Below are 23936 nucleotides of genomic sequence, written 5' to 3'. Positions count from 1 at the left end.
CGTGACCAGCGTAGAAAACGCCAGCGTCGACGACTTCGGCCTCGACAAGTCCGAGGAATTGGAGACCGGGGAGTTCTATGCCCTGGCCAATGAACAGGGTGCCGCATTCGGTGAAGGCCATGCCAAGTCGATTTTGTTGGGCGAGCACTCTGTCGTCTACGGCAAGCCGGCTATCGCACTGCCGGTGACGTCGCTGCGCACGATGGCGTGGATTGACCGCGTGGAGGATTCTCCAGTCCTGTTTTCCATGGACGGCGAGGTCATTGACATCGATGAGCTGCCGGAGCGCTTTGCCTCTATCGCCGCTGCACTCCGCGCTGGCCTGCGCACCTTCGGTATTCCCGAACGCGACCTGCTGGTTCGTCTCCGCTCTGGTATCCCGCCCGCCGCAGGGCTGGGTGGTTCTGCCGCAGTGGCACATGCGCTTATCGACGCAGTGCGTGACCTCGCCGATGGCACTCTGACCGAGCGTCAGCGCTTTGACCTGGTGCAGGAAGCTGAGCGTCTGGCGCACGGTAACCCCTCTGGCCTGGATGCCACGGTTGCCCGCGCATCGCGTCCGGTTTACTTCAAGCAGGGTGAGTTCCATCCGCTGAAGGTGGCCAAGAAGATGTGGCTGGTGCTGGGGGATACCGGTGTGCGTGGTTCGACGTCGCTGGCCGTTGCCCGCGTGCGTGGTTTCGTCGATTCCCATCGAGTCCACGGCCAAGAGTTGTTGGACCACTTGGGGCAGCTGGCCGATGGCGCGGTGCACAACCTGGCCAAGGGCGATTTTGCCCGACTGGGACATCGCATGGACTCGGCGCAGGAAGCGCTAGAGGAACTAGGTGTTGGGCATGAGTCCATCACCGATCTCGTCACTGCCGCGCGTCTGGCAGGTGCCCACGGGGCAAAGCTCACTGGTGCCGGTTGCGGTGGCTGTGTGATGGCGCTGGCAGAGTCCGCCGATCACGCGGAACTGATTAGCCATGCCATGATGGGCGCCAATGCCGTTGCTACTTGGACTGTGGAGGTAAATCCCTCGTGACCACGACCGCTACCGCCGTCGCTCATCCCAACATCGCCCTGATTAAATACTGGGGCAAGCGCGATGAGGCCGTGCAGCTACCGGCCACAGGTTCGCTGTCCCTTACTCTGGGCATCGCTCCGACGACGACCACGGTGTCGCTTATCGACGATCCCAGCGTCACCGCCGACTCGGGCACTCTGAACGGCCAGGAGATGGTGGGCAAGGACCTCTCCCGTGTCCAGAAGTTTTTGGATTTGGTCCGCGAGCGTGCGGGCAGCACTAGCTTCGCAGAGGTGACCAGCACCAACGAGATTCCGACGGGTGCGGGTCTGGCTTCGTCCGCGTCGGGTTTTGGCGCTCTCGCGCTGGCCGCGGCGAAGGCCTACGGCCTGGACTACACCCCGGAACAGCTCTCGGCTCTGGCCCGTCGCGGTTCGGGCTCGGCCTGTCGCTCTATTTTCGGCGGCCTCGTTGAGTGGCTGCCCGGCGATGACGATGCTTCCAGCCACGCAGTGGCTCTGCCGGATTCCGGCCTGGACCTCTCCCTGGTCGTGGCGGTTTTGGCCCCGGGGCGCAAGAAGATTGACAGCCGTGCCGCCATGCGTCGCACGGTCGAGACATCACCGTTCTTCCCGGCCTGGGTGGAGCAGGTGCCCCGTGATATCGAGGACATGAAGGCCGCCATTGCCGCTGCGGACTTCACTGCGGTCGGCGAGCTTGCCGAGGCCAATGCCATGCGCATGCACGCCACTATGCTGGGGGCTCTTCCTCCGGTGCGGTACTGGAATCCGGATTCGGTGGCGGCTCTCGATCTCGTCGCTACGCTGCGTGACGAGGGCACCGAGTGCTACGCGACCATGGATGCCGGCCCGAACGTGAAGGTGCTGTGCCGCAGCGGCGATGCCGAGACCATCGCGGATCGTTTCCGCGCAGAGTTCGAGGATATTGACGTGCTGGTTTCCGGCTCCGGCCCTGGCGCATACCTGGTGTAGCTGGGGGAGTAGTTGAGCAACGCTAAAGGCGGACCTATCGAAGGTGGGTCCATCGGCCGTGGCTGCGGCAAGCTGTACCTCACCGGTGAGTATGCGGTGATGGATGTCGAGGGGCTGGCCGTCATCGCAGGAGTTAACCGCTATGTGACGGTTCGGTGCCACGGTGCCGACCCATCGCAGCCGGTCTCTCGCGTGTACTCCAGCTATTACGGTCCGCAGGGGCGCGTCATTGATATCGATGCACCAGATGACATCGCTACCCATACGATTTCCCTGGTCTATCGCATTGCTGCGGGCGAGCTGGAAAACACCCCAGAGCGTCCCATAAATATCGTCATTGAATCAGACCTCGATGACGCCGACAGCGGTGCGAAGTATGGCCTGGGGTCCTCCGGGGCTGTCGCTGTGGCTGTGACTCGTGCGCTGGGGACGCACCTAGGTCTGGAGCTGGATTCGCTGGATGTGTACAAGATTGCGATGGTGGCCACGCTTCTGGCTGGTGCAGCTGGTTCCGGCGGCGATATCGCGTGCTCCGCGCACGGCGGGGTGGTGCTCTATCGCCGGCCGAATCCGACGGCGCTCGCAGAGCTCGTGGCGGCTGATCCTGTCGCTGCCGTGGCGGCACCGTGGCCGAATCTTCGCATTGACGCCCGTGCCGACCTCGGTGGGCTACAACTGTTGGTCGGCTGGACGGGCAGTCCGGTGAAGACGGACTCGCAGTTGAAGAAGGCCGGTGGCGCAGACCGTGATTTTGTGCGCGGGGTCTCGTCGATAAGCGAAAGACTCTGGCAGGCGCTTGCCGACGGCGACCACACCGCGGCGTTTGCCTGCCTGCGTGAGAATCGGACGCTGCTGCAGGACTATGAGCGTGAGCGTGCTGTGTGCATCGAGACGGAGAAACTGAAAGCGCTCGCCGACATCGCCGATGGCGCGGGGGCCGCGGGCAAGAGCAGCGGCTCCGGTGGTGGTGACTGCGGAATCGCGCTGGTGGGAGTCTCAGATGGTGTCGATGCCGAGGAGACTGCCGCGGACATCACCGCGCGCTGGCAAGCAGCTGGCATCCGGCCGTTGCCGCTGAAGCTGGCCGCTCAACTTTGACCACAGTTTTTTGACCGTAGAATTTAAGACAGCTGAAATTTACAGAAGCTGGGAACCGAAGCTGCATGCAGCTAGAAAGGGTCGCTTAGGACAATGGCTGAAAAGAGCTCGCACGACCTGGAATATGCACACGTACCACTGAGCTGGATTGGTCCGGTGCGCATTAGTGGCAACGTCATGAATGACGAGGTGAAGATTCCGCTGGCGACTTACGAGACCCCGCTGTGGCCGTCTTGTGGTCGCGGTGCGAAGGTCTCCCGCATGATCGAAGGTGGTATTACCTGTACTTTCGTCGGCGAGAAGATGACTCGCTCGGTGGTTTTCTCTCTCGACTCGGCAGCTGATGCCGTCGTTGCGCGCGACAACATCCTGTCTCGTTATGACGAGCTGAAGAAGGTCGTGGAGTCCTCCTCGCGTTTTGCCAAGCTGGTAGATATTCACTTCCAGATCGCATCGCGTCTGCTCTTTGTCCGCTTTGACTTCTTCTCCGGTGACGCCTCGGGCCACAACATGGCCACGCTGGCGTCTGAGCGTTTGATGTCCTACCTGATGGAGCAGATGCCAGAGTTGGGCTATGGCTCCATCTCGGGCAACTACTGCACCGATAAGAAGACCTCCGCCGTCAATGGCATTCTGGGCCGCGGTAAGTACGTGATCGCCGAGGCCGTCATTCCGGAGCCGGTTGTCCGCGAGCGTCTGCGCACTACCGCCAAGCGCCTGGCTGAGCTCAACGAACGCAAGAACCTCGTCGGCTCCATCATGGCGGGCTCACTGCGCAGCGGTAATGCGCACTACGCCAATATGCTGCTGGGCTTTTACCTCGCTACCGGTCAGGACGCTGCGAATATCGTCGAAGGCTCGCAGGGGCTGACGCAGGTAGAGGCGCTTGACGACGGCTCCGTGCGCTTTAGCTGCACCCTGCCACATTTGATCGTCGGTTCCGTGGGCAACGGCAAGGGCTTGGACTTCGTGGAGAAGAATCTCACAGCGCTGGGCTGCAAGGAGGACCGTGAGCCGGGCGAGAATGCCCGTCGTCTAGCAGCGTGCTGCGCGGCAATCGTCTGGTGTGGTGAGCTTTCCCTGCTCGCGGCACAGACGAACCCGGGTGAGCTGATGGAGGCGCACGTTTCTATCGAGCGTGCGAAGTAGTGCTTTGTGAATAGTCGTTTGCGACAATTCGCAAAACCTAAGACAAATCTCAGGTAAACGCGCTAGATTTCTGTAGTAGGCAATTAACATTTTGTGGGCAAAATATCCCGTGGTCTGATGACTGCTCTGATGGCCGTTCTGATGACATAGGGATGTTTCGTTGCCCGTTATTTCTTAAAAATCTGTAGAGGTAGTGAAGGCACGGTTTTGATGACAACAAGCAATGTGACCCCGATCGGTATTGATGACATCGCCTTTGCGACGGGTTCGTACTGCATTGACCTCGCCGATATTGCGCCCCGACTCGGAGCGGAACCGGCAAAGTACCACAAGGGCCTGGGGCAGGAACGCTCCAGCGTGGTTGCCTCTGATGAAGATCCGGTGACGATGGCCGCGACCGCGGTGAAGAAGCTCGTCGACCGCCACGGTATCGACGGCGTGCGCACCATCATGTTCGCCACTGAGACCGGTATTGACCAGTCGAAGGCCGCTGCTGTCTATGTGCATGAGTTGGTCGGTCTTGACCCGCATGCGCGCTCTGTCGAGCTGAAGCAGGCCTGCTACTCCGGTACCGCGGCGCTGCAGTTCGCGTGCGCTCTGGTGGCCCGCAATCCGGAGGAGAAGGTCATCGTTGTCGCCTCCGACATTGCCCGCTATGACCTGGACTCCGCTGCGGAGCCGACCCAGGGTGCAGGTGCTGTAGCCATGCTGGTGACCGCTAATCCGCGCATCCTGGCTATCGATGCGGCTTCGGGCGTCTTCACCCGCGAAGTTATGGACTTCTGGCGTCCGAACCACCGCAGCCAGGCGTTGGTGGAGGGCAAGCTCTCTATTAGCGCTTACATCGACGCTGTTCAGGGCGCTTACGAGGACTACCGTGCCCGCGGCGGCGTGGACTTCAGCGAGATTGACTACTTCAGCTACCACCAGCCGTTTACCAAGATGGCCTACAAGGCGCACCGGCAGCTTTCGGCCAATAACGGTGTGGAGCTCACCGCGGAGGACGAGGCCCGCCAGCTCGGCCCAACCACTGAGTACAACCGCATCATCGGTAACTCCTACACAGCATCGGCCTACTTCGGCCTGCTCTCGCTGCTGGACACCGAGAAGGACCTGGCTGGTAAAAAGGTCGCTGTTGTCTCCTACGGTTCCGGCTCGGTTGCTGAGTTCCTCACCGGCAATGTGGTCGAGGGCTACGAGTCCCAGCTGCGCGCCGCAGATAATGCGCGTGAACTGGCTGAACGCGTGAAGCTCGATGATCCGACCTACTACCGCCACGCTCAGGTGACGCATGAAGATCCGGGTGAGTACTCCAACCTGGGAGACGACGCTCTGATTGGCACCGGTCCATTCAGCTTCACCGGTGTTGAGGGGTGTAAGCGCATCTACCGCGCTCGTTAGCCCCCGGGGGCACCCGCGCTAGTACCACAACGGAACCGAATCCCCTTTTTTCGCGCCTAACAGTAATAAGAACTGTTTTTCGCGGGGAAGGGGATTTTTCGTGTCCGCACGTTTTACTGGAGGCAGTGGCGGAGGCTTGCTGCACTTTTCGGAAGATGCAGTGACAGCTGCTGCCCGAGAGATCGAGCAGCGCGGCCGTGACGGCCATGAGCGGTGGGGAAGCGCTCCCGATATTTCCGCGGCAGACTGTGGCCAGGGTTTTGCCGCCCAGGGGCGTCGTCTGCAGCAGGCGGCAGCGCGGCTGCGTAAGCACGGGCAATCGATGTACGCGGGACTTGGCAATCATGCTCCGGCAGTGCGGGAACAGTGGCGTGTCTTTGCAGGCTGTGACAGCGACGGGAGTGCGGACCTCGGGGGAATTGAGGTAGCGGACTGATGCCATGGGTAGCTCGAATTCTTCCGATATTGGTGCGTGTTATTGGCCGTGGAAGCCGTATTGGAGCCAAGCGCGGGGTCGGCGGCATCGGCAAGAATCTGCCCAAAGTCTTGGATAAGGTGCGACGCGCTGACGGCTGGAAAGGTAGCGCCCTATCCAAGTTCTCCAACTCCGTGGGGTTGATAGCCTCCGCGATAACTATTGCTATGGCTTTCGATTGGGGCGGTTTGAAAGGCGATGCCGCCGACGCCGCCAAGGAACGCTGTGATAAAGCCGCGCAGGACTGTGCGAATCAGGATGAGCAGTCCGCCAATGGCGCGCAGAGCGTCGGCGAGTGCGGCAAGAAAGTCGACGAGGTCCTGGAGGATTGCGAAAAGCAGGCCGAAGATATGGCTGAGCAAACCGACGGCGTCCTCTCTCAGTGCGAAGCGCTTGTCGACGATCCGGAGGTCGGCGCCGAAGCCGCACAAGTCGCCCAGCAGGTGTGTAACAGTCTCGTCGACTCCACTGGTCAGCTCTACGATGCGCGTAATAGTTGCATCGAGCAGTGTCTTGAGCAGGCAGCGTGTGACACTGAGGCCGCGGTGGTCGCCACCCCGCCGCAGCCTCCTACTGTCCCTGCCAGTTCGGGTGCTACCTCGGCGGCCTGTGCAGAGGTGGCTGAGTCTGGGAGTGGCGAAGGAGCTACTGTAACCGGTGGCAACGGTGCTACCGCTGGTGGAATTGAGGTCGTTGCCAACGTTGATATTGGGATAGAGGCAGGCGTTGCTGCTGGAATATCCGTTGGAGGTGCCATTGGCGCTGCCGGGGCGGCCAGTATCGCTGGAATTGCGGGAGCTGTCGGGGTTGCAGGCAGTGTCGCGTCCTCACTGCTCAACTTAGACATGTGCACGGAGACGGAAGAGCCAGTGTGCGAACAGGCACCTGCGCCAGCACCAGCACCAGCACCAGCTCCTGCGCCGGAGGACTGTGTGCCGGAACCCGAACCAGAACCCAAGCCCGAACCAGAACCCAAGCCCGAACCAGAACCCAAGCCCGAACCTGAACCCGAGCCCGAACCTGAACCCGAGCCCGAACCTGAAAATGTTCCTGAACCGCCTCCTCCAGCTGAGAAACTAAAGCACTTGGGAATCGAGCTGCCACAGGAACCGCAAGCAGAACAGCGAGCGGAACCGCAGCCAGAACCACAAGCAGAGCCGCAGCCAGCACCAGCCCAGGATTCGGCAGCATCAGTGCAGGAATCTGCTTCAGCTGTGCCCGAGCCCCCTGAGCAGCCCAACGTCCAGGAGCTTGTGGGCGCGGTCAATTCGCCAACGGCAGGTGAGTGGTAATGGGGAGTAAGCATGCCGCGAAATATGACCGGATTGGGCAGGCCTATTACGACGCTGCTGCAATGACTAGGCAGGAGTTCGATACGGCGATACAGAGGGCACAGAAAGAATTGCAGGGTTTGGAGGAGCGTCGTAAAGCACGCGAAGTTAAGGAGAGGGAGGTGGCGGCGGGCGTCGAAAAGCAACAAAAAACCGCCCGACCGAAGGGAACCGTTACGCGGTTGTTCGGGCGGGCGGGGAAAGGGACGCCGACGGTGAAGTCGATTCGGGGCGTGTCCTGAAGCGTGGCCTAGTGACTACTTGCCGGGAATCAGCGAGTGCTCCGGGTTTTCCGGCAGCTCCTTGATGAGCCACTCCATGTCGCGGTTAGTTGTGCCCTTGATAGTGGCGGTCGGGTCTGCGAAATCCGAGTACTTCTTGTCGTCACCGACCGTGGCCAGCAGGAAGCCTGTGAGTGCGGCGCGCGCGACCTCCTGGTACTTCACCTTGGAGGAAGAGAAGCCCGCTAGACGACGGAGAAGAGTTGTTTCCGAGAAGCTGCCCTGGTCAGCCTTGTCTACTTCGCGGTAAACGACATCGCCCTTCCACTGAACAGCCAGGCGAGCTGGGTTACCGCGATCGAGCCACTGATCCTCGCCAGGAGCCAGGACGAGGCCCGGGGCCGAGACATTAGTTGCAGCGGCGCTGGAGGAAGGCGCGGTAGTTGCGGGGAAGACGCAGCCAACGCCGGAGATGAGGTCGTGACCAGCAGCGGCGAGGACGGCTACGCCCGCGCCCATGCCGTGACCGGCAACGCCAAGCTTCTTCGGGTGGACGACGACCTTGCCCTCACCGAGGCGGACACCAGCGAGAATCTGGAGCGCTGTCTCCAAATCGTTGGCGAGACCACGGTGATCTGCCACGATGCCATTTTCGGTGTCCGGAGCAGCGACCGCGATGCCCCACGAAGCTAGGTGACGCAGCGTGGCGTGGTACTCCTCAATCGGTGTGCGCCAATCGTGTGCGAAGGCGATACCGGGGATGCCATTGCCCTCGGCAGGCGTGTAGACCTTTCCCGGCAGGCCAGTAAAAGCGAGATCACCGACCATGACGCGGTGCGGTCCACGCTTGGAAAGATTAGATGTCAGAGTCTTCAAGTTGTCAGCCACAGTGAATAGCTTAACTATAAGGTGCATACCTTTGCTGAAAAAGTGCCAGGATGAGCGAGAATGTCTATTTCGTTATGACGATTTTCCGCTTCGCGGGTTATTCTGTAGGGCATGTGTGGAATCGTTGGATATGTGGGCCATCAGCCCGCCCTGGATATTGCTGTCGATGCGCTACGACGCATGGAATACCGTGGCTATGACTCCGCGGGTGTTGCCATTGTCGACGATCAGGGGCATATCACTGTAGAGAAGAAGGCCGGTAAACTCGCCAACCTCGAGGCTGCCCTTGATGCGGATGGGCGCGACAAAATCACTGGAACCACCGGAATTGGGCACACCCGCTGGGCTACCCACGGTCGCCCAATTGATGAGAATGCCCACCCACACCAGTCCTATGACGGCAAGGTGGCTATCGTCCACAACGGCATTATCGAGAACTTTGCTCCGCTACGTCAGGAGCTGGAGGATGCCGGCATTGAGCTGAAGTCCGAAACCGACTCCGAGGTCGCCGCGCACATGCTCGCCCGTGCCCTGGACGGTTCCGACGGCGGATCTACCGCTGGTGATTTCGAGGCCTCTGCGCTGTCCGTGCTCAACCGCCTCGAGGGTGCTTTTACGCTGCTGTTTACTCATGCAGACCACCCGGATCGCATCATCGCTGCTCGTCGCTCCACTCCGCTGATTGTCGGTGTGGGCGAAAACGAAATGTTCCTCGGCTCCGATGTTGCGGCTTTCATCGCGCACACCCGCGAGGCCGTGGAGCTGGGCCAGGACAACGTCGTCATCATCACCGCAGATGATTACCGCATCCTGGATTTCGCCGGCAATGAGCAGCAGGGTCGACCATTCACCATCGACTGGGATCTCGCCGCAGCCGAAAAGGGTGGCTATGACTCCTTCATGATGAAGGAAATCCACGAGCAGGCTGCCGCCGTCCGCGATACGTTGGCCGGTCACCTCGTTGACGGCCGCATCGTTCTCGACGAGTCTCGCCTGAGTGACCAAGATCTGCGTGACATCGAGAAGGTCTTCGTCGTCGCCTGTGGTACCGCATACCACTCTGGTTTGTTGGCCAAGTACGCCATTGAGCACTGGGTTCGTATCCCGGTCGAGATTGAGGTCGCTTCCGAGTTCCGCTACCGCGATCCGGTGCTGGACCGCCAGACGCTGGTGGTCGCTATTTCGCAGTCGGGCGAGACTGCTGACACCCTTGAGGCCGTGCGACACGCAAAGAGCCAGGGCGCCCGCGTGCTGGCTGTCTGTAATACCAACGGTGCACAGATTCCGCGTGAGTCTGACGCCGTGCTCTACACGCACGCCGGCCCGGAGATTGGTGTTGCTGCAACCAAGTCGTTCCTGGCGCAGGTAGCCGCAAACTACCTGGTCGGATTGGCTCTTGCCCAGGCACGCGGCACTAAGTACCCGGATGAGGTCACTCGCGAGTTTGAAGAGCTGGAGACCATCCCGGCACTGATTGACAAGGTCGTCGCTAAGGGCGATGAGTTCATCGACATGGCCAAGGAAATCGGTGCTATTCCGACGATGCTCTTCCTCGGCCGACACGTTGGTTTCCCAGTCGCACTTGAGGGTGCGCTGAAGCTCAAGGAGCTTGCCTACATTCACGCAGAGGGGTTCCCGGCAGGCGAGCTCAAGCATGGCCCAATTGCACTCATCGAGGATGATCTTCCGGTCGTCGTCGTAGTGCCATCGCCGAAGGGGCGCGCCGTGCTGCACTCCAAGATTGTCTCCAACATCCAGGAGATTCGAGCCCGAGGTGCCAAGACCATCGTGATTGCCGAAGAAGGGGATCAGTCGGTGGTTCCTTTTGCGAACTACCTGATTGAAATCCCGGAGACGTCCACGCTGCTCCAGCCGCTGTTGTCTACGATTCCGATGCAGTTCCTGGCAGCTGAGATCGCTCGCCAGTGCGGTAACGAGGACATCGATAAGCCGCGCAACCTGGCTAAGTCAGTCACCGTCGAGTAGTTCGTCCTGCTTTCGTCGGTACTGCTCAATCTCCGCATCGAGTTCTTCATCCGTGAGGGACTCGATGCGTTTTTCTTCCTCCTCTGTTAGCTCCCAGACCTCGTCAGGTACGTCGCAAAATGACAACATCCAATCGAGGTTGCGTTTCTGAATCGTCTTCATCTTCCGTGTCACGCGCTGATGAAAAGTTTGCTTGCCGACGTTCTTTAGCGGCCCAACCGGAATGCTAGTCGCGGTGTCTCCATCACGGGAAGTCCACACTTCTGTTCCGTCGGGGTACCTGTCGATGTTCCAGCCCTCGTGCGTTTTTAGGTTGTGGTGTCGGCGGCAGAGACAGTGCAGATTCTCCGTGTCAGTCGGCCCGCCCTGCTCGGGATTGTCGTAGTTATACGGCTGAATATGGTCCAGGTCGCACTTGGCTGCCGGGACGTCGCAGCCGGGGAAGCGGCAGGTACCGTCACGCCCACGGACGCGAGCCACCTGGCTCTCGGTGGGGCGGTAACCATCCACCTTGCTATCGGCGGAGATACGGATGTGAGTTGCGCGAGCAATCCATTCTTCGGTGGCTACCTCGCTCAACCAGCCGACGCCATCAATCCATGCTGGCCCACCGCCGACCTCGCGGTAGACATTGATGACAATCTCGGCATTGGTCGAATTCTGTGCCAGCTGTAGTAGCGCTTCCGCCTGCGTGCACTGTTCACCGCGATTGATTGCGGTGTTGCGAATCCCCTGGATTCTTGCCATGAGCTCGGTCGCGCGGTCGTTTTCAAGGATTGCTGTGACCTTTTTGTGCTTGCCATCGCCCGTGTCGGCGAGTGCGACCGCTTCGCCTTCTGGAACCCGTTGGGTGCCGTCGTTGCGGGCGCAGTCGTTGTACTCAGAAACCAAGTCGCCGATTAGACGAGACAGCGTGTAGACACCAACCATTGCTTGTCGAGGTCGCGTCGGAGTGAGCATTTCCAAAAGATGGGGCTCTACCGTGTCGAACTGATCTGGTGACAGCCCGGCAACGCCATTGGCGATGGCGCGGAGATGGGCTAACGAGAAACAGAAGGTGGATTCGATGAGAGCCCGGACTTTTGGTAGGCGTTCGAACATCAGCGCAATTTCGCACAGCGTAGAACACTTGCCGCGGCTAAGGCCGGTTCGAATGCTTATGCGGGCAAGATGGTGATTGACATCGACCTCGTCACCGGGAGCGCAGATATCGATGAGTTGAAGGTCTGCGGCGTTGATGGCACGGGCCGCGATGCTAATCGGGTCGTCGGATTGCTGGTTGGCCCATGAGGGCTTTTGACCTGGTGCTGGAAGTTCTGTGGGCGGCGATGACATTGGTTATCCCCCTGATTACTACGTGTCCGCCGGAGAATTGAAGATTGTGTTCTGTGGTGGAGAGAAGCGTGGTGGAGGCTGTTTCAACCAGTCCCGCCGACTTCTGTGCACCAGACAAAGAACTTTCGCTTACAAATTTTCCCTACAACCCAAATCGTACACCTGTTTGAAAAACTGTCAATAGAATTCTGGAAATACGTTCTAAAATTCTGTGCTGAATTAGATCCGGTCCCTCCGTCCGAGACCCCACCGCCCGAGACTCCGCCGCCCGAGACCTGTCGGCAGAGCGCCGTACATAGGCAGGACTCGCTGTCGCGGATGATGCGGGACATCACCAGCTTCAGCGCCATCCAGTTCCTCCAAGAACTCGTGAATGCGTTCGAGCGTATTGGGGGAGTAGAGCAGTGCGAGGTGATCAGACCAGTCGCCACCGCCAGTGGCATTGTTGACGTTCGTAATGTGGTGACCCTCTTGTTCGGGCAAAAAGGCGCCGGTCCACGGGCGAACCACGGTGTCAAAAGGGGTGCCGATATTCAGGTAGTGCGGACCACGTCGGGTAATGCCACGCGCTGCGCGGTTCAGAGTCGCGATGTAGTCAGAGTCCAGCAGCTGTTGAATGCAGGCACGGCCGACAAGGCGGTCGACGAGCTTGTGCATCGGTAGGCCGCATCGCTCAAGGGCACTGAGCCTTCGGCGCATGCCCCACGCAGTAGTGCCGCGATGGTTTCCCGCAAGCGAGATCACTGCCCGCACGGGGCTGTTGTCGGAGGCGTACTGCTCGGCTTCTTCTTCGTTGAGGCCATGGTTGAGTGCGTCGTCGTAAAGCGAATCGATGCTCGCGTTGGCGTAACTGCGACAGTGCAGACCGCCCTGGGAATGGCCGATGAGGTCGAGGCGGGGTAGGGAGAGTTGGGCACGGAAGCGGTCGAGAAGGTTGGTGACTTCGGCGAGCGCATCGCTTAAATCGGTGGTGGCTTTGACGCTACGGAGACGGCTGACCAGCGCGGCAGGGTCGGAGCCGTAATCGAGTGAGAATACGGGGCGATTCCGGGCGAGGAACGGCCCCAACATGGCGAAGGAGTTGAACGAGTTCATCCAGGTGCCGTGAACCAGGACAATTGGTGTGCGACCGTTGTATCTGTCCAGGTCAGGGGTGACTTTGCGGTCGAGGATTTCACGAACGTCCTGCACGCCGTGGGGGATCCATTCGGGATGACGCAACGAGCGCAGGTATGCCTGGGGAAAGGCGCGCAGTAGAGGGCCGAAAACTCGCGTGCTCGGGGAGTAGTCATCCATAGGGGCTAATCGTAGGCTGGGTTTATGACGTACTGCTACACAGCTGCCGAAATTCGCGCCGCGGAACAGCCCTATCTGGACGCACAAACGCGTGACGACGAACTCATGCGCCACGCAGCCGCCGCTGTGTCGGAGGTGGCGGAGCGGATGCTCTCAGAGGCATCTCCGGAGCCTGGTCGCGGTCGCGTGCTGCTGTTGGTTGGATCGGGAGGCAATGGTGGCGATGCACTCTATGCTGGCCGAAACTTGTCCTCGGATGGGCATGGCGTGGATGCGGTTTTGCTGGGCTCGAAGCCGCATGAACGGGCGCTGAAAGCTTTTGAACTCGCAGGTGGGCGGGTGCTGCCGTTGGGGTGTGACCGGGAGACGGATTTATCGAAGATTCTGTGGTCGATTAGTGAAGACTACGCACTGATCATCGACGGCATCGTGGGGCTCGGAGGTCACGGCGCGCTGCGTGAAGAGGCCGCGTGGTTGGTGCGCGAAGCGCGGTTGGGCAAAGTTCCCATTCTCGCGGTTGATGTGCCGAGCGGCGTAGAAGCCGATACTGGGCGTACTTTTGACCCGCCTGCCCAGACCATCAATCCAGACCCTGATTTGGAGGAGAGACAGAACCCGTACTTGCCATCTCACGTGGAGGCCACGACAACGGTGACTTTCGGCGGTCTGCGCTACGCGCACTCGCTGTCCGAATCCTGTGGCACCGTCGAATTACATGAAATTTCCCTCGACTCCTTCTCCCTCGAACTTCCAGGACTGGGGCAGACGCTCTATGAAAACGGTACCTACAATACCGTCCACCACCAGACTCCGACCGTGGAGTTTTACGAAGCCCTAGGAAGGAGCTTTCCGGCACCACTTGGCGCGATGACCCCGCTCGAACCCGGTGCAGCTGACCACAAGTACTCCACTGGAGTTACAGGAATCGCTGCCGGAAGCGAAGCGTATCCGGGCGCAGGTCAGCTGTGCGCCACCGCTGCCGTGCATGCGACCAGTCCCGCGGTCATCTATGTCGGCGACGCGGCCGCACGCAACCGCATCACCGCAGCCTTGCCGACGGTCATTGCGCAGCAGGACTCGGTGGATCGCAAAGAGGTACGCGTCGATGCCTGGGTCGTCGGTCCCGGTCGGGGCACTGATGAGAAAGCCGCCGAGGAACTGCGAGACATTCTGACCACTGACAAACCAGTGGTCATCGACGCTGACGCACTGACACTGCTGTCGAAGCATGAGGACATCCGACAGCTCGTTCGTGAGCGCGGCCAGGAGCGCAACCTGCGCACTGTTCTCACGCCGCACGCCGGTGAATTCGAGCGCCTGACCGGGCACGAGGTCACTAACCCCATCGCAGATGCGCGTGAACTTGCCGAGCAGTTCTCCTCCGAAGTGTTGCTCAAGGGACGCCGAACTGTGATGGTCAATCCGACAACGCAGCGCACAGTCGTGATTGACGCGGGTAGCTCCTGGGCAGCCACGCCGGGCTCTGGCGATGTACTGTCCGGGCTCCTCGGCGCCTGGGTAGCGCGTGGCGAAGCCCTCTATCTACCAGCAATTATTCATGCGCGCGCCGCATTTTTGGCCGCGCAGACAGAGTTCGGACCAGCACCCTGCAGCGCCCAGGACATCGCCGAATCCATCCGAGATGCCACCGCATGGTTCACCAACGAAGGCAGCAGTGGCAAAATACGGCTATGACTTCCTCGGCACCAGCCATCCTGACCCATACCGTTAATCTCGACGCAATCACCCACAATGTGAAGACCGTCAAGGCCATCGCAGGGGTGTCGGAATTCATGGCCGTCGTCAAGGCGGACGGCTACTCGCAGGGTGCGCTGCAGACCGCGCGTGCCGCGCTGGCCGGCGGGGCAACGCAGCTCGGTGTCGCAACAATCGACGAGGCGCTCTCCCTCCGCGAGGAACTCCGCGCCACGCTTGACGACGGCCACACCATCCCCATCCTCGCCTGGATCTGGGACGCAGCGGCCACCTCGTTGGTGCAGCGTGCTGTGGCTGCAGATATTGACCTCGGCCTGCCGTCGACGGCTCATGCGCTGGTCGTGGCCAATGCCGGGCGGGCGCTGTCGGTGACACCACGTGTGACGGTGATGGTCGATACGGGCCTGGGGCGCTCGGGATTCTCTATGGCCAATGGGGACTTTGAGCATGCGGTCGATCAGCTGGTTGAGCTGCACAAGACCGGTGCTCTGAACGTCACCGGTGCTTTCACGCACTTTGCGTGCGCGGATGAGCCGGGCCACGAGAGCGTCGATAAGCAGGCACAGAATTTCCGTGCTGCGATTGCGGCACTGCGTGAGGCGGAGCTGGACGAGCTGATCAACCATGCGGCGAATTCGCCGGCATCGTTGTCGCGTCCGGACCTGGCCTTCGACATGGTGCGCCCGGGTCTGGCGATTTATGGTGGGGAGCCAATTGTGGGTGCCACCCATGGATTGCGTCCGGCGATGCGGTGGGAAGCGTCGGTCATATTGGTCAAAAAGCTACCGGAGGGGCAGTCGGTGTCCTACGGCCAGACGTGGACAGCTGACCGCGACACCACCATCGGCATCGTGCCCTGCGGCTACGCCGACGGTATGATGCGCTCGGCCTCCGGGCATTTCGAGGTCAGCATCAATGGCACACGCTACCCGCAGGTAGGACGGGTGTGTATGGATCAATTCGTCGTCGACCTGGGGCCCGACACCGATGTCGAGGCCGGCGACACTGCGGTTATCGTCGGTGATCCCGCACTGGGGGAGCCCGGTCTCGATGACCTCGCGAAGGCATCCGGCACCATTAACTACGAAATCCTCACTGCGCCAAAGGGACGCAGCGAGCGAAAGTGGGTGCGCAGCCGCATCGCGCCAACCGCAGAGGACATGCGTGACCTCGGCGAGGAAATTGGCCGGGAGTTGGCAGCTGGGGATCTGGTGATTCTCGATGGCCCACTCGGCGCGGGCAAAACGACCCTCACGCAGGGCATCGCCCGCGGCATGAATGTGCGCGGTCGCGTGACGTCGCCGACGTTCACAATCGCCCGCGAGCACCGTCCGCTGGCAACCGACGGCGTCACCCTCATCCACGTCGACGCCTATCGACTCTTTGGCGAAGAGGGCCCCGGCTCCGATGGTGATGCCTTCGATGCGCTGGACTCGCTCGATTTGGACACCGACCTTGAGGACAGCGTCGTGGTCGCCGAGTGGGGAATGGGGCTCGCCGAGGTGCTCTCCGAGCGCTATCTACAGGTGAGTATCGATCGTTCGCGTGACGACGATGCCCGCGTCGTCACCTGGACGTGGAGCAAGTAGCTTCAAGTCGGTTCAAGTAGGTTACTGAGTATGAACATTTTGGCCGTTGACACATCGACTCCACAGGTCACCGCGGGAATTGTCCGCGATGGTGAAACCGTGGCCGAAAAGCTGCACCTGGATGCCCGTGCGCACAACGAGGTGCTGGTGCCGCTGATTCAGCAGTGCCTCACTGACAGTGGGGTGGCGGCAACCGAGCTAGATGCCGTGGTTGTCGGCTGTGGGCCGGGGCCGTTTACGGGCTTGCGCGTTGGTATGGCTACCGCAGCCTCCTTCGCCGACGCTCTGGGAATTCCCTGCTGCGGCATCTGCAGCCTGGATTCGCTTGCGGGTGGGGTTGGCGATGAACTGGTCGTCACCGATGCCCGCCGCCGCGAGGTGTACTTCGCCGCCTACCGCGATGGCCAGCGGGTTTTCGGCCCGGCAGTGGCCAAGCCAGCCGACGTCATGGAGCTGCTCAAGGAAGAACTTGCAGCAGAAGTCGCCGACTTCGCGCCGAGCCACGCCCGCGGCAGCCTCAGCCACATCGAGCAAGTTACCGGGCTTGAGGTTGCTGCCGAACAAGTCTTTCCCACTCCGACAGCCATGGTTGAAGCGGTCGACTTTGACTCCGCGCCGGGCCCACTGGTGCCGCTGTACTTGCGCCGTCCGGATGCCGTTGTCCCGAAGGCTATGAGATGAGCGTCGTCAAGCTAGTGCGTCTCGGGCCTCCTGCGGCCAAGGCGTGTGCGGCGATTGAGGCGGAGCTATTTGCCGGCGACGATCCCTGGTCGGAATCGGCCTTTATGGCCGAGCTGGCCGCGCCGAACAATTTCTACGTCGGGCTGATTGCAGATGTGGACGAGGACGAAGAACTGTGCGGGTATGCGGGGATTACCAAGCTGGGGCCTGCGGGTGCCGCCGAGTACGAGATTCACACCATCGGGGTGGGGAAGAAGTGGCAGCGCCGGGGCTTTGGGACGCAGCTGATGGACGCGCTGATGGCAGCTGTGGCGGAGGATTCGGGCCCGGTGTTTTTGGAAGTTCGCACAGATAACGAACCCGCAATCGCCATGTATCGGCGCTATGGCTTCGAAAATATGGGGCTGCGAAAGAACTATTATCCGGGCTCTGGGGCGGATGCGTACACGATGTGTCGGCCTGAGTTGGCCAGCTAGATGTTGACGTATTGACTAATCTGCGTTAAACCAGGCACATGGCTAAAACCTTTGCAAAACAGCTCGTAGAAACCCTAGAGAAGCAGGGTGTCAAGCGAATCTTCGGACTCGTTGGAGATAGTTTGAACCCCATTGTCGACGCTGTGCGCGAGTCCTCCATTGAGTGGGTGCACGTTCGCAACGAAGAGGCTGCCGCCTTCGCCGCCGGCGCGGAGTCCCTGGTCACCGGCGAATTAGCAGTGTGTGCGGCCTCCTGTGGCCCGGGTAATACCCACCTCATTCAGGGCCTGTATGACTCCCACCGCAACGGCGCAAAGGTGCTGGCGCTGGCATCGCACATTCCTTCCCGCCAGATTGGCTCGAACTTCTTCCAGGAGACCCATCCGGAGTTCATCTTCAACGAGTGCTCCGGTTACTGCGAGATGGTCAACTCCGCTGAGCAGGGTGGCGTCGTTTTGCATCACGCTATCCAGTCGACCATGACTGGCCACGGTGTTTCCGTGCTGGTTCTGCCGGGCGACATTACAACGCATGAAGTGGAAAATGATGAGTTCGTCACCTCCACAATCAGCAGCGGTCGCCCAGTCGTATTCCCTGACGCCGGCCAGGCCGCCGCGCTTGCCGACGCAATCAACGAGGCTAAAACCGTCACGCTTTTCTGTGGCGCAGGTGTGAAGGACGCCCGCGAACAGGTGCTCAAGCTTGCGGAGAAGATTAAGTCGCCGGTGGGACATGCGCTGGGTGGCAAGATGTACATCCAGTACGACAACCCCTATGACGTCGGCATGTCCGGCCTGCTGGGCTACGGCGCCTGCCACGATGCCTCCAACGATGCTGATCTGTTGATTCTGCTCGGTACTGACTTCCCGTACAACGACTTCCTGCCGACCAAGAACGTCGCCCAGGTCGATATCGATGGTCGTGCCATCGGTCGTCGTACCACGGTGAAGTACCCAGTCGTCGGCGATGTGGCTGCCACGATTGAAACCATCCTGCCGCACCTGGATGAAAAGACTGACCGTTCCTTCCTGGACAAGCAGCTGCGGAACCACGAGCGCCTGCTCAGCCACGTCATCGAGGCATACACCCACGACGTTGAGAACATGCGACCGATTCACCCGGAGTATGTGGCCGACCTGATTGATAAGTACGCCGATGACGATGCCGTCTTCACCGTGGATACCGGCATGGGCAATGTCTGGGCTGCACGCTACGTCACGCCGAATGGCAAGCGAGAGCAGATTGGTTCTTTCCGTCACGGCACCATGGCCAATGCACTTTCGCAGGCCATTGGTGTGCAGGCTGCTGACCGGGACCGTCAGGTCATTACCTTCAACGGTGACGGTGGCCTGTCAATGCTGCTCGGTGAGCTCATCACCGTGAAGCAGGAGCAGCTGCCCATCAAGATGTTTGTGTTCAATAACTCCTCGCTCGGCATGGTCAAGCTGGAAATGCTGGTTCAGGGGCTGCCGGAGCACGAGACCGACCACGACGCAGTGGACTACGCCGGAGTCGCAGAGTCGTTGGGTATCAAGGCCATCCGAATTGAAGATCCGGCCGATGCGCCTCGCCTGATTCAAGAGGCGCTGGCATACGACGGCCCGGTGCTGGTGGATATGGTCACCGACCCGAATGCCCTGTCCATCCCGGCAAACATCACCTGGGACATGCTGATGGGATTCTCCAAGGCCGCTACTCGCACCGTCTTCGGCGGCGGCGTTGGTCAGATGATCAACATGGCACGGTCGAACCTCCGCAACATCCCGCGGCCATAGTGGGGGTAGCGCTCTCGAGATGCGGGAGCGGGTGCGGTGCGGTACCTCTGTTTCCATGATTAAAGGTTTTCTGGTGAACCCTGACCTGACGCATCGCATCGTCGAATTTGAGTTGGAGGCCGCTGCTACATTCCTCGGCGGAGTTTCCTCCGACCGTGTTTCGGTGGCATTCCAAGAAGACGGCGCCGATTACGCCGCTCTCTACAACCCGACGGCCAAGGCTGAGGGCGCTGAACCGAATCCGGTCGCGTCCCTCGGCCGCAATGAGGCTGCTACGGGTAACTCGGCTTTCTTTACCGACCCCACCACCGCAATTTGCGGAACGGTCGTATTTGTCGACGCCGAGGGCAAGGATATCGGCGACGAGGAAATCGAGCGTATTAAGCACGGTATGCGCGCCGTGCGCCACTACCGCGATGACTACCCAGAGGAATACGCTCTCTGGCGTGCCGCTGTGCGGAACCTCGGTCGCCTCGAAATTTAAACTCGGTCGCTGGTAAGCGACCCGGTGGTGCGCTAGTACCATGACTGCTATGACCGAGTTGACCCTGCTGGCAATCGAGAGTTCCTGCGATGAGACTGGCGCTGCAGTGATGCGTGTGCGCTACGACGACACCGACACCAGCACCCCCGCCATTCCCGAGGTGGAAGTGCTTGCCGACGTCGTCGCATCCTCCATGGAGCAGCACGCCCGCTTCGGTGGTGTGGTCCCGGAGATTGCTTCCCGCGCTCATTTGGAAGCCTTGCAGCCAGTAGTCTCCGAGGCGCGCGCGCAAGCAGCTGCCAAGCTCGGTATCGATACTTTTATCCCAGATGCCGTCGCCGCTACCGTGGGGCCCGGTCTCGCCGGTGCGCTGCTGGTCGGTTCGGCAGGCGCGAAGGCTTATGCCGCCGCCTGGGGTGTGCCTTTCTACGGCATTAATCACCTTGGTGGCCACGTTGCTGTCGGAGCTCTCGATGGCGCAGATCTATCCAACGCAGTGGCGCTGCTAGTTTCCGGCGGGCACACGCAGCTGCTGCGCGTACAGGGGGTTGGTCGTCCGATGGAGGAGCTCGGATCGACGCTTGACGACGCAGCCGGAGAGGCATACGACAAGGTTTCGAGGTTGCTTGGGTTGGGTTACCCGGGCGGCCCGATTATCGATAAGTTGGCTAAGCAGGGAAATCGCAAGGCCATCGCGTTTCCTCGCGCCATGATGCGCCAGCAGGATGCGCGCCATGACTTCTCCTTCTCCGGCTTGAAAACCGCCGTGGCCCGCTATGTCGAGGCGGCAGAGAAGGAGGGTCGTGAATACTCCGTAGAGGACGTCTGTGCTTCCTTCCAGGAGGCGGTCTGCGATGTATTGACCAAGAAGGCCGTTCGCGCAGCTCAGGATGTGGGGGCCACTACGCTGCTGCTCGGTGGTGGTGTGGCTGCGAACTCGAGGTTGCGTGAACTCGCAGCGGCGCGAGCTACCTCGGCGGGAATTACGCTGCACGTGCCACCGATTAAGTTGTGCACCGACAACGGTGTCATGATTGGCGCAGCTGCCGCCTACCTCATTGCCGCGGGGGTCAAGCCCTCTGGCTACGCCTGCCCGACCGACCCATCGATGCCAGTGGAAGATCCTGTAATGCAATAAGCAGTGATTGCCCCTCGGATCCATGTTAAATTTCGTTAACTGACTTTGACTTGTTTCTCTGCCATGGATCGCAGGACAATTACAGGAAAGCGCTTGCCCAAAAATGAGTAAAGACTACAGTGAGTGGGAACTTCAGCCATCCGATAGTTCGCATAATCAGACTGAGCTGTTTGCACCGCAGGGTGAACTGCAAACAACGCAAGCACCGCAAGTTGAACATCAGCGCGGTCGTGGTCGGGGAGTGTTATGGGCAGTCGTCGCGCTGTTGCTTGTGGTGATCGTCGCTGTGGCAGCGGTGCTTTACCTAGTTGCGAGTGGTCGGGGTGAGCAATGGTTTGGTGCAGGTGCAAAGGATGAAGTAGCGCCGAAGCTCACTGTTACTGCGACTGCGACGGAGACCGTGAAGGTGAAGTCGCCGGAGAAAACCAAGACGAGGGAAACCATGAGTAAGGCTACGCCCGATTATCCGATTAGTGGGGATTGCGAGGCGTCGGCGTTCCCGACTACGGAGGAAAACTTTACGATCGTCGCCTGTGACGGATGGTGGGCGCTGGGTGGGCGCGCAAACAGTGGTGGACTGGCGGTCTACCAATGGGACGAAGGTGCCTGGCAAAGGAAGGAGCCAGACAGTAACTACACAACCGGTTCTGGTGGCCCGTGCTTTAGCGATGAGTACATCAAGGAACACGGAATGACGGTTACTGTGTTCGGTCGTATGGCGTGTAACCCCGACAAGCTGACCAATTAGCATTAGCGCTCACTATTGTTGAGTGTTAGCACTTGCAGGGGTAGAGTGCTAACGAAGGTTGTTTGACACACAGTTGTTCACCCGCGACGACGGCTGTGCACGGCAGACCAACCGGCACAAGAACATCACATCACCGCATGTATGGAGGAATTCATCGTGGCGAACGTCAACATCAAGCCGCTGGAGGACCGCGTCCTCGTCCAGATCAACGAAGCAGAAACCACCACGGCATCTGGCCTGGTTATCCCGGACTCCGCTAAGGAGAAGCCGCAGGAGGCTACCGTTATCGCAGTTGGTCCGGGTCGTTGGGCCGATGACGATGACCGCATTCCTATGGACGTCAAGGAGGGTGACATCGTCATCTTCTCCAAGTACGGCGGCACTGAGCTGAAGTACCAGGGCGAAGAGTACCTGCTGCTGTCGCAGCGTGACATCCTGGCTGTTATCGAGAACTAAAGGGAGGACGTACCCACACATGGCGAAGCTTATTGCTTTTAACGAAGAGGCTCGCGAAGGCCTCAAGCGCGGTGTGGACACGCTTGCCGACGCAGTCAAGGTCACGCTTGGCCCGAAGGGTCGCAACGTTGTCCTGGACAAGGCCTTCGGCGGTCCGCTGGTCACCAATGATGGTGTGACCATCGCCCGCGACATCGACGTTGAGGATCCGTTTGAGAACCTCGGCGCGCAGTTGGTTAAGTCCGTAGCGGTCAAGACCAATGACGTTGCCGGTGACGGTACTACTACCGCAACGCTGCTGGCACAGGCGCTGGTCCACGAGGGTCTTCGCAACGTTGCAGCCGGCGCAAACCCGATTTCGCTGAACCGCGGTATTCACGCTGCATCCGACAAGGCAGTTGAGCTGCTGAAGCAGCGCGCCACCCCGGTCAGCAGCTCTGGTGCCATCGCACAGGTGGCAACCGTTTCCTCGCGCGACACTGAAATTGGTGACCTGGTTGCAGGTGCCATGGACAAGGTTGGCAAGGACGGCGTCGTCTCTGTGGAGGAGTCGCAGTCGATTGCCACCGAGCTGTCCGTGACCGAGGGCGTGTCCTTCAACAAGGGCTTCCTCTCGCCGTACTTCATTACCGACGTCGAGGCTCAGCAGGCAATTCTTGACGGTGCACAGGTGCTGCTGGTCCGTGAGAAGATTTCCTCCCTGCCGGAGTTCCTGCCGATTCTGGAGAAGATTGCCGAGTCCGGCAAGCCGACTCTGATTATGGCTGAGGATATCGAGGGCGAGGCGCTGTCCGCACTGGTCATCAACGCTATGCGCAAGACCTTGAAGGTTGCCGCAGTGAAGGCACCGTACTTCGGTGACCGTCGTAAGGCGTTCATGGATGACCTGGCAGTTGTCACCGGTGCAACCGTCGTTACGGCTGACACTGGCATGCAGCTGAAGGACGTTGGACTTGAGGTGCTGGGTAACGCACGCCGTATCACCATTACCAAGGACGAGACCGTTCTGGTGGACGGTGCTGGCACCGCTGAGGCTGTGGAAGAGCGTCGTAACCAGATCCGTGCCGAGATTGAGCGCACTGACTCTGACTGGGATCGCGAGAAGCTGGAAGAGCGTCTGGCGAAGCTCTCTGGCGGCGTGGCTGTCATTAAGGTCGGCGCTGCTACCGAGACCGAGGTCAACGAGCGCAAGCTGCGTGTCGAGGATGCCATTAACGCTGCTCGTGCGGCAGCTCAGGAAGGCGTCATCGCCGGTGGCGGTTCCGTACTGGTGCAGATCTCCCGTGAACTCGAGGCATTCGCTGACGAGTTCGAGGGCGACGAGGCAGTCGGTGTCCGTGCAGTTGCCAAGGCTCTGACCCGTCCGGCTTTCTGGATTGCTGAGAATGCTGGTAAGGACGGTGCTGTCGTTGTCTACCACATTGGTGAGCTGGAGAACGGCAACGGCTACAACGCTGCTACTGACACTTACGAGAACCTGATTGAGTCCGGCGTCATTGACCCGGTCAAGGTCACTCACTCCGCAGTCGTCAACGCAACCTCCGTGGCTCGCATGCTGCTGACCACCGAGGCTTCTGTTGTGGACAAGCCGGAAGAAGAGCCACAGCACGACCACGCTCACTAACTGCCAGTGAGCTAGTGCCCTGGCCTTTGGCACGTAAAATGCTCCCCACCTTTCAATCTGAGGGTGGG

General features: G+C 60.3%; 22 protein-coding genes. 19 read left to right on the top strand and 3 right to left on the bottom strand.

The window, feature by feature from the left end:
* The first annotated feature begins 1 nt into the window (after position 1).
* From mvk to QP981_RS05580, 8 genes are all read left to right on the top strand, one after another.
* On the top strand, positions 2 to 1027 hold the full coding sequence (gene mvk, locus QP981_RS05615; RefSeq protein ID WP_101687816.1) for a mevalonate kinase: 1026 nt from the start codon (positions 2 to 4) through the stop codon (positions 1025 to 1027).
* Positions 1024 to 2001, top strand: a complete 978-nt coding sequence (gene mvaD / locus QP981_RS05610) for a diphosphomevalonate decarboxylase (RefSeq protein WP_048731502.1) — start codon at positions 1024 to 1026, stop codon at positions 1999 to 2001. The genes mvk and mvaD overlap by 4 nt, the downstream gene beginning before the upstream one ends.
* Before the next feature lie 12 nt (positions 2002 to 2013).
* Positions 2014 to 3099 (top strand): phosphomevalonate kinase, encoded by a 1086-nt coding sequence (locus QP981_RS05605; protein ID WP_284857604.1) that lies wholly within the window; start codon positions 2014 to 2016, stop codon positions 3097 to 3099.
* A gap of 93 nt (positions 3100 to 3192) precedes the next feature.
* Complete coding sequence (locus QP981_RS05600; protein ID WP_284857605.1) at positions 3193 to 4248, top strand: hydroxymethylglutaryl-coenzyme A reductase family protein; 1056 nt, start codon at positions 3193 to 3195, stop codon at positions 4246 to 4248.
* Positions 4249 to 4458: 210 nt separating this feature from the next.
* Positions 4459 to 5649: a hydroxymethylglutaryl-CoA synthase gene (locus QP981_RS05595; protein ID WP_284857606.1), complete on the top strand. Its 1191-nt coding sequence runs from the start codon at positions 4459 to 4461 to the stop codon at positions 5647 to 5649.
* Positions 5650 to 5749: 100 nt separating this feature from the next.
* Entirely contained in the window at positions 5750 to 6085 is a 336-nt protein-coding gene (locus QP981_RS05590) for a hypothetical protein (RefSeq protein ID WP_069359410.1), read from the top strand.
* Positions 6085 to 7416, top strand: a complete 1332-nt coding sequence (locus tag QP981_RS05585; protein WP_284857607.1) for a hypothetical protein — start codon at positions 6085 to 6087, stop codon at positions 7414 to 7416. The genes QP981_RS05590 and QP981_RS05585 overlap by 1 nt, the downstream gene beginning before the upstream one ends.
* Positions 7416 to 7697 (top strand): hypothetical protein, encoded by a 282-nt coding sequence (locus tag QP981_RS05580; protein ID WP_048731509.1) that lies wholly within the window; start codon positions 7416 to 7418, stop codon positions 7695 to 7697. The genes QP981_RS05585 and QP981_RS05580 overlap by 1 nt, the downstream gene beginning before the upstream one ends.
* 15 nt (positions 7698 to 7712) lie before the next feature.
* On the opposite strand, the gene QP981_RS05575 is transcribed toward QP981_RS05580, so the two are convergent.
* Complete coding sequence (locus tag QP981_RS05575; RefSeq protein ID WP_049169967.1) at positions 7713 to 8564, bottom strand: dienelactone hydrolase family protein; 852 nt, start codon at positions 8562 to 8564, stop codon at positions 7713 to 7715.
* A 111-nt stretch (positions 8565 to 8675) separates the two neighbouring features.
* Here QP981_RS05575 and glmS point away from each other — a divergent pair, with 111 nt between their 5' ends.
* Positions 8676 to 10550 (top strand): glutamine--fructose-6-phosphate transaminase (isomerizing), encoded by a 1875-nt coding sequence (glmS, locus tag QP981_RS05570; RefSeq protein ID WP_049190374.1) that lies wholly within the window; start codon positions 8676 to 8678, stop codon positions 10548 to 10550.
* On the opposite strand, the gene QP981_RS05565 is transcribed toward glmS, so the two are convergent.
* Positions 10533 to 11885: an HNH endonuclease signature motif containing protein gene (locus QP981_RS05565; RefSeq protein ID WP_101687750.1), complete on the bottom strand. Its 1353-nt coding sequence runs from the start codon at positions 11883 to 11885 to the stop codon at positions 10533 to 10535. The two genes, glmS and QP981_RS05565, sit on opposite strands and share 18 nt — an antisense overlap.
* A 219-nt stretch (positions 11886 to 12104) precedes the next feature.
* Positions 12105 to 13181, bottom strand: a complete 1077-nt coding sequence (locus tag QP981_RS05560) for an esterase/lipase family protein (protein WP_284857608.1) — start codon at positions 13179 to 13181, stop codon at positions 12105 to 12107.
* A gap of 24 nt (positions 13182 to 13205) precedes the next feature.
* On the opposite strand from QP981_RS05560, the gene QP981_RS05555 reads away from it, so the two are divergent.
* From QP981_RS05555 to groL, 10 genes are all read left to right on the top strand, one after another.
* Positions 13206 to 14876, top strand: a complete 1671-nt coding sequence (locus QP981_RS05555) for an NAD(P)H-hydrate dehydratase (RefSeq protein ID WP_284857609.1) — start codon at positions 13206 to 13208, stop codon at positions 14874 to 14876.
* Complete coding sequence (gene alr / locus QP981_RS05550) at positions 14873 to 16486, top strand: alanine racemase (RefSeq protein ID WP_284857610.1); 1614 nt, start codon at positions 14873 to 14875, stop codon at positions 16484 to 16486. Before QP981_RS05555 ends, alr begins: the two co-directional genes overlap by 4 nt.
* A gap of 30 nt (positions 16487 to 16516) precedes the next feature.
* Complete coding sequence (gene tsaB / locus QP981_RS05545) at positions 16517 to 17167, top strand: tRNA (adenosine(37)-N6)-threonylcarbamoyltransferase complex dimerization subunit type 1 TsaB (RefSeq protein ID WP_284857611.1); 651 nt, start codon at positions 16517 to 16519, stop codon at positions 17165 to 17167.
* Positions 17164 to 17643 (top strand): ribosomal protein S18-alanine N-acetyltransferase, encoded by a 480-nt coding sequence (gene rimI / locus QP981_RS05540; RefSeq protein WP_016422111.1) that lies wholly within the window; start codon positions 17164 to 17166, stop codon positions 17641 to 17643. Before tsaB ends, rimI begins: the two co-directional genes overlap by 4 nt.
* A 38-nt stretch (positions 17644 to 17681) precedes the next feature.
* Positions 17682 to 19418 (top strand): pyruvate dehydrogenase, encoded by a 1737-nt coding sequence (locus QP981_RS05535; RefSeq protein ID WP_069359418.1) that lies wholly within the window; start codon positions 17682 to 17684, stop codon positions 19416 to 19418.
* A 55-nt stretch (positions 19419 to 19473) separates the two neighbouring features.
* Positions 19474 to 19902: a hypothetical protein gene (locus QP981_RS05530; protein WP_042388422.1), complete on the top strand. Its 429-nt coding sequence runs from the start codon at positions 19474 to 19476 to the stop codon at positions 19900 to 19902.
* 58 nt (positions 19903 to 19960) lie between these two features.
* Entirely contained in the window at positions 19961 to 21040 is a 1080-nt protein-coding gene (tsaD, locus tag QP981_RS05525) for a tRNA (adenosine(37)-N6)-threonylcarbamoyltransferase complex transferase subunit TsaD (protein ID WP_070438201.1), read from the top strand.
* A 103-nt stretch (positions 21041 to 21143) separates the two neighbouring features.
* The gene (locus QP981_RS05520) at positions 21144 to 21788 is read left to right on the top strand and encodes a hypothetical protein (protein WP_284857612.1); all 645 of its coding nucleotides are present in this window, start codon (positions 21144 to 21146) and stop codon (positions 21786 to 21788) included.
* A gap of 156 nt (positions 21789 to 21944) precedes the next feature.
* Positions 21945 to 22244 (top strand): co-chaperone GroES, encoded by a 300-nt coding sequence (groES, locus tag QP981_RS05515; RefSeq protein WP_005510054.1) that lies wholly within the window; start codon positions 21945 to 21947, stop codon positions 22242 to 22244.
* Between the two features lie 19 nt (positions 22245 to 22263).
* The gene (gene groL / locus QP981_RS05510; RefSeq protein WP_070566161.1) at positions 22264 to 23868 is read left to right on the top strand and encodes a chaperonin GroEL; all 1605 of its coding nucleotides are present in this window, start codon (positions 22264 to 22266) and stop codon (positions 23866 to 23868) included.
* The last annotated feature ends 68 nt before the right edge of the window (positions 23869 to 23936 follow it).

Origin of the sequence: Corynebacterium sp. MSK047 (assembly GCF_030232285.1) — a bacterium.
GTDB lineage: Bacteria > Actinomycetota > Actinomycetes > Mycobacteriales > Mycobacteriaceae > Corynebacterium > Corynebacterium jeikeium_D.
The sequence above is the reverse complement of the archived record's forward strand: the minus strand, read 5'-3'. Positions and strand labels throughout refer to the sequence as shown.

Excerpts from the sequence above, each read along its gene's own strand:
- QP981_RS05520 (WP_284857612.1), top strand. The coding sequence starts at position 21,144 with ATGAGTAAAGACTACAGTGAGTGGGAACTTCAGCCATCCGATAGTTCG.
- QP981_RS05560 (WP_284857608.1), bottom strand. The coding sequence starts at position 13,181 with ATGGATGACTACTCCCCGAGCACGCGAGTTTTCGGCCCTCTACTGCGC.
- QP981_RS05535 (WP_069359418.1), top strand. The coding sequence starts at position 17,682 with ATGGCTAAAACCTTTGCAAAACAGCTCGTAGAAACCCTAGAGAAGCAG.
- glmS (WP_049190374.1), top strand. The coding sequence starts at position 8,676 with ATGTGTGGAATCGTTGGATATGTGGGCCATCAGCCCGCCCTGGATATT.
- groL (WP_070566161.1), top strand. The coding sequence starts at position 22,264 with ATGGCGAAGCTTATTGCTTTTAACGAAGAGGCTCGCGAAGGCCTCAAG.
- QP981_RS05555 (WP_284857609.1), top strand. The coding sequence starts at position 13,206 with ATGACGTACTGCTACACAGCTGCCGAAATTCGCGCCGCGGAACAGCCC.
- tsaB (WP_284857611.1), top strand. The coding sequence starts at position 16,517 with ATGAACATTTTGGCCGTTGACACATCGACTCCACAGGTCACCGCGGGA.
- QP981_RS05585 (WP_284857607.1), top strand. The coding sequence starts at position 6,085 with ATGCCATGGGTAGCTCGAATTCTTCCGATATTGGTGCGTGTTATTGGC.
- QP981_RS05595 (WP_284857606.1), top strand. The coding sequence starts at position 4,459 with ATGACAACAAGCAATGTGACCCCGATCGGTATTGATGACATCGCCTTT.
- rimI (WP_016422111.1), top strand. The coding sequence starts at position 17,164 with ATGAGCGTCGTCAAGCTAGTGCGTCTCGGGCCTCCTGCGGCCAAGGCG.
- alr (WP_284857610.1), top strand. The coding sequence starts at position 14,873 with ATGACTTCCTCGGCACCAGCCATCCTGACCCATACCGTTAATCTCGAC.
- QP981_RS05565 (WP_101687750.1), bottom strand. The coding sequence starts at position 11,885 with ATGTCATCGCCGCCCACAGAACTTCCAGCACCAGGTCAAAAGCCCTCA.
- QP981_RS05600 (WP_284857605.1), top strand. The coding sequence starts at position 3,193 with ATGGCTGAAAAGAGCTCGCACGACCTGGAATATGCACACGTACCACTG.
- QP981_RS05530 (WP_042388422.1), top strand. The coding sequence starts at position 19,474 with ATGATTAAAGGTTTTCTGGTGAACCCTGACCTGACGCATCGCATCGTC.
- QP981_RS05580 (WP_048731509.1), top strand. The coding sequence starts at position 7,416 with ATGGGGAGTAAGCATGCCGCGAAATATGACCGGATTGGGCAGGCCTAT.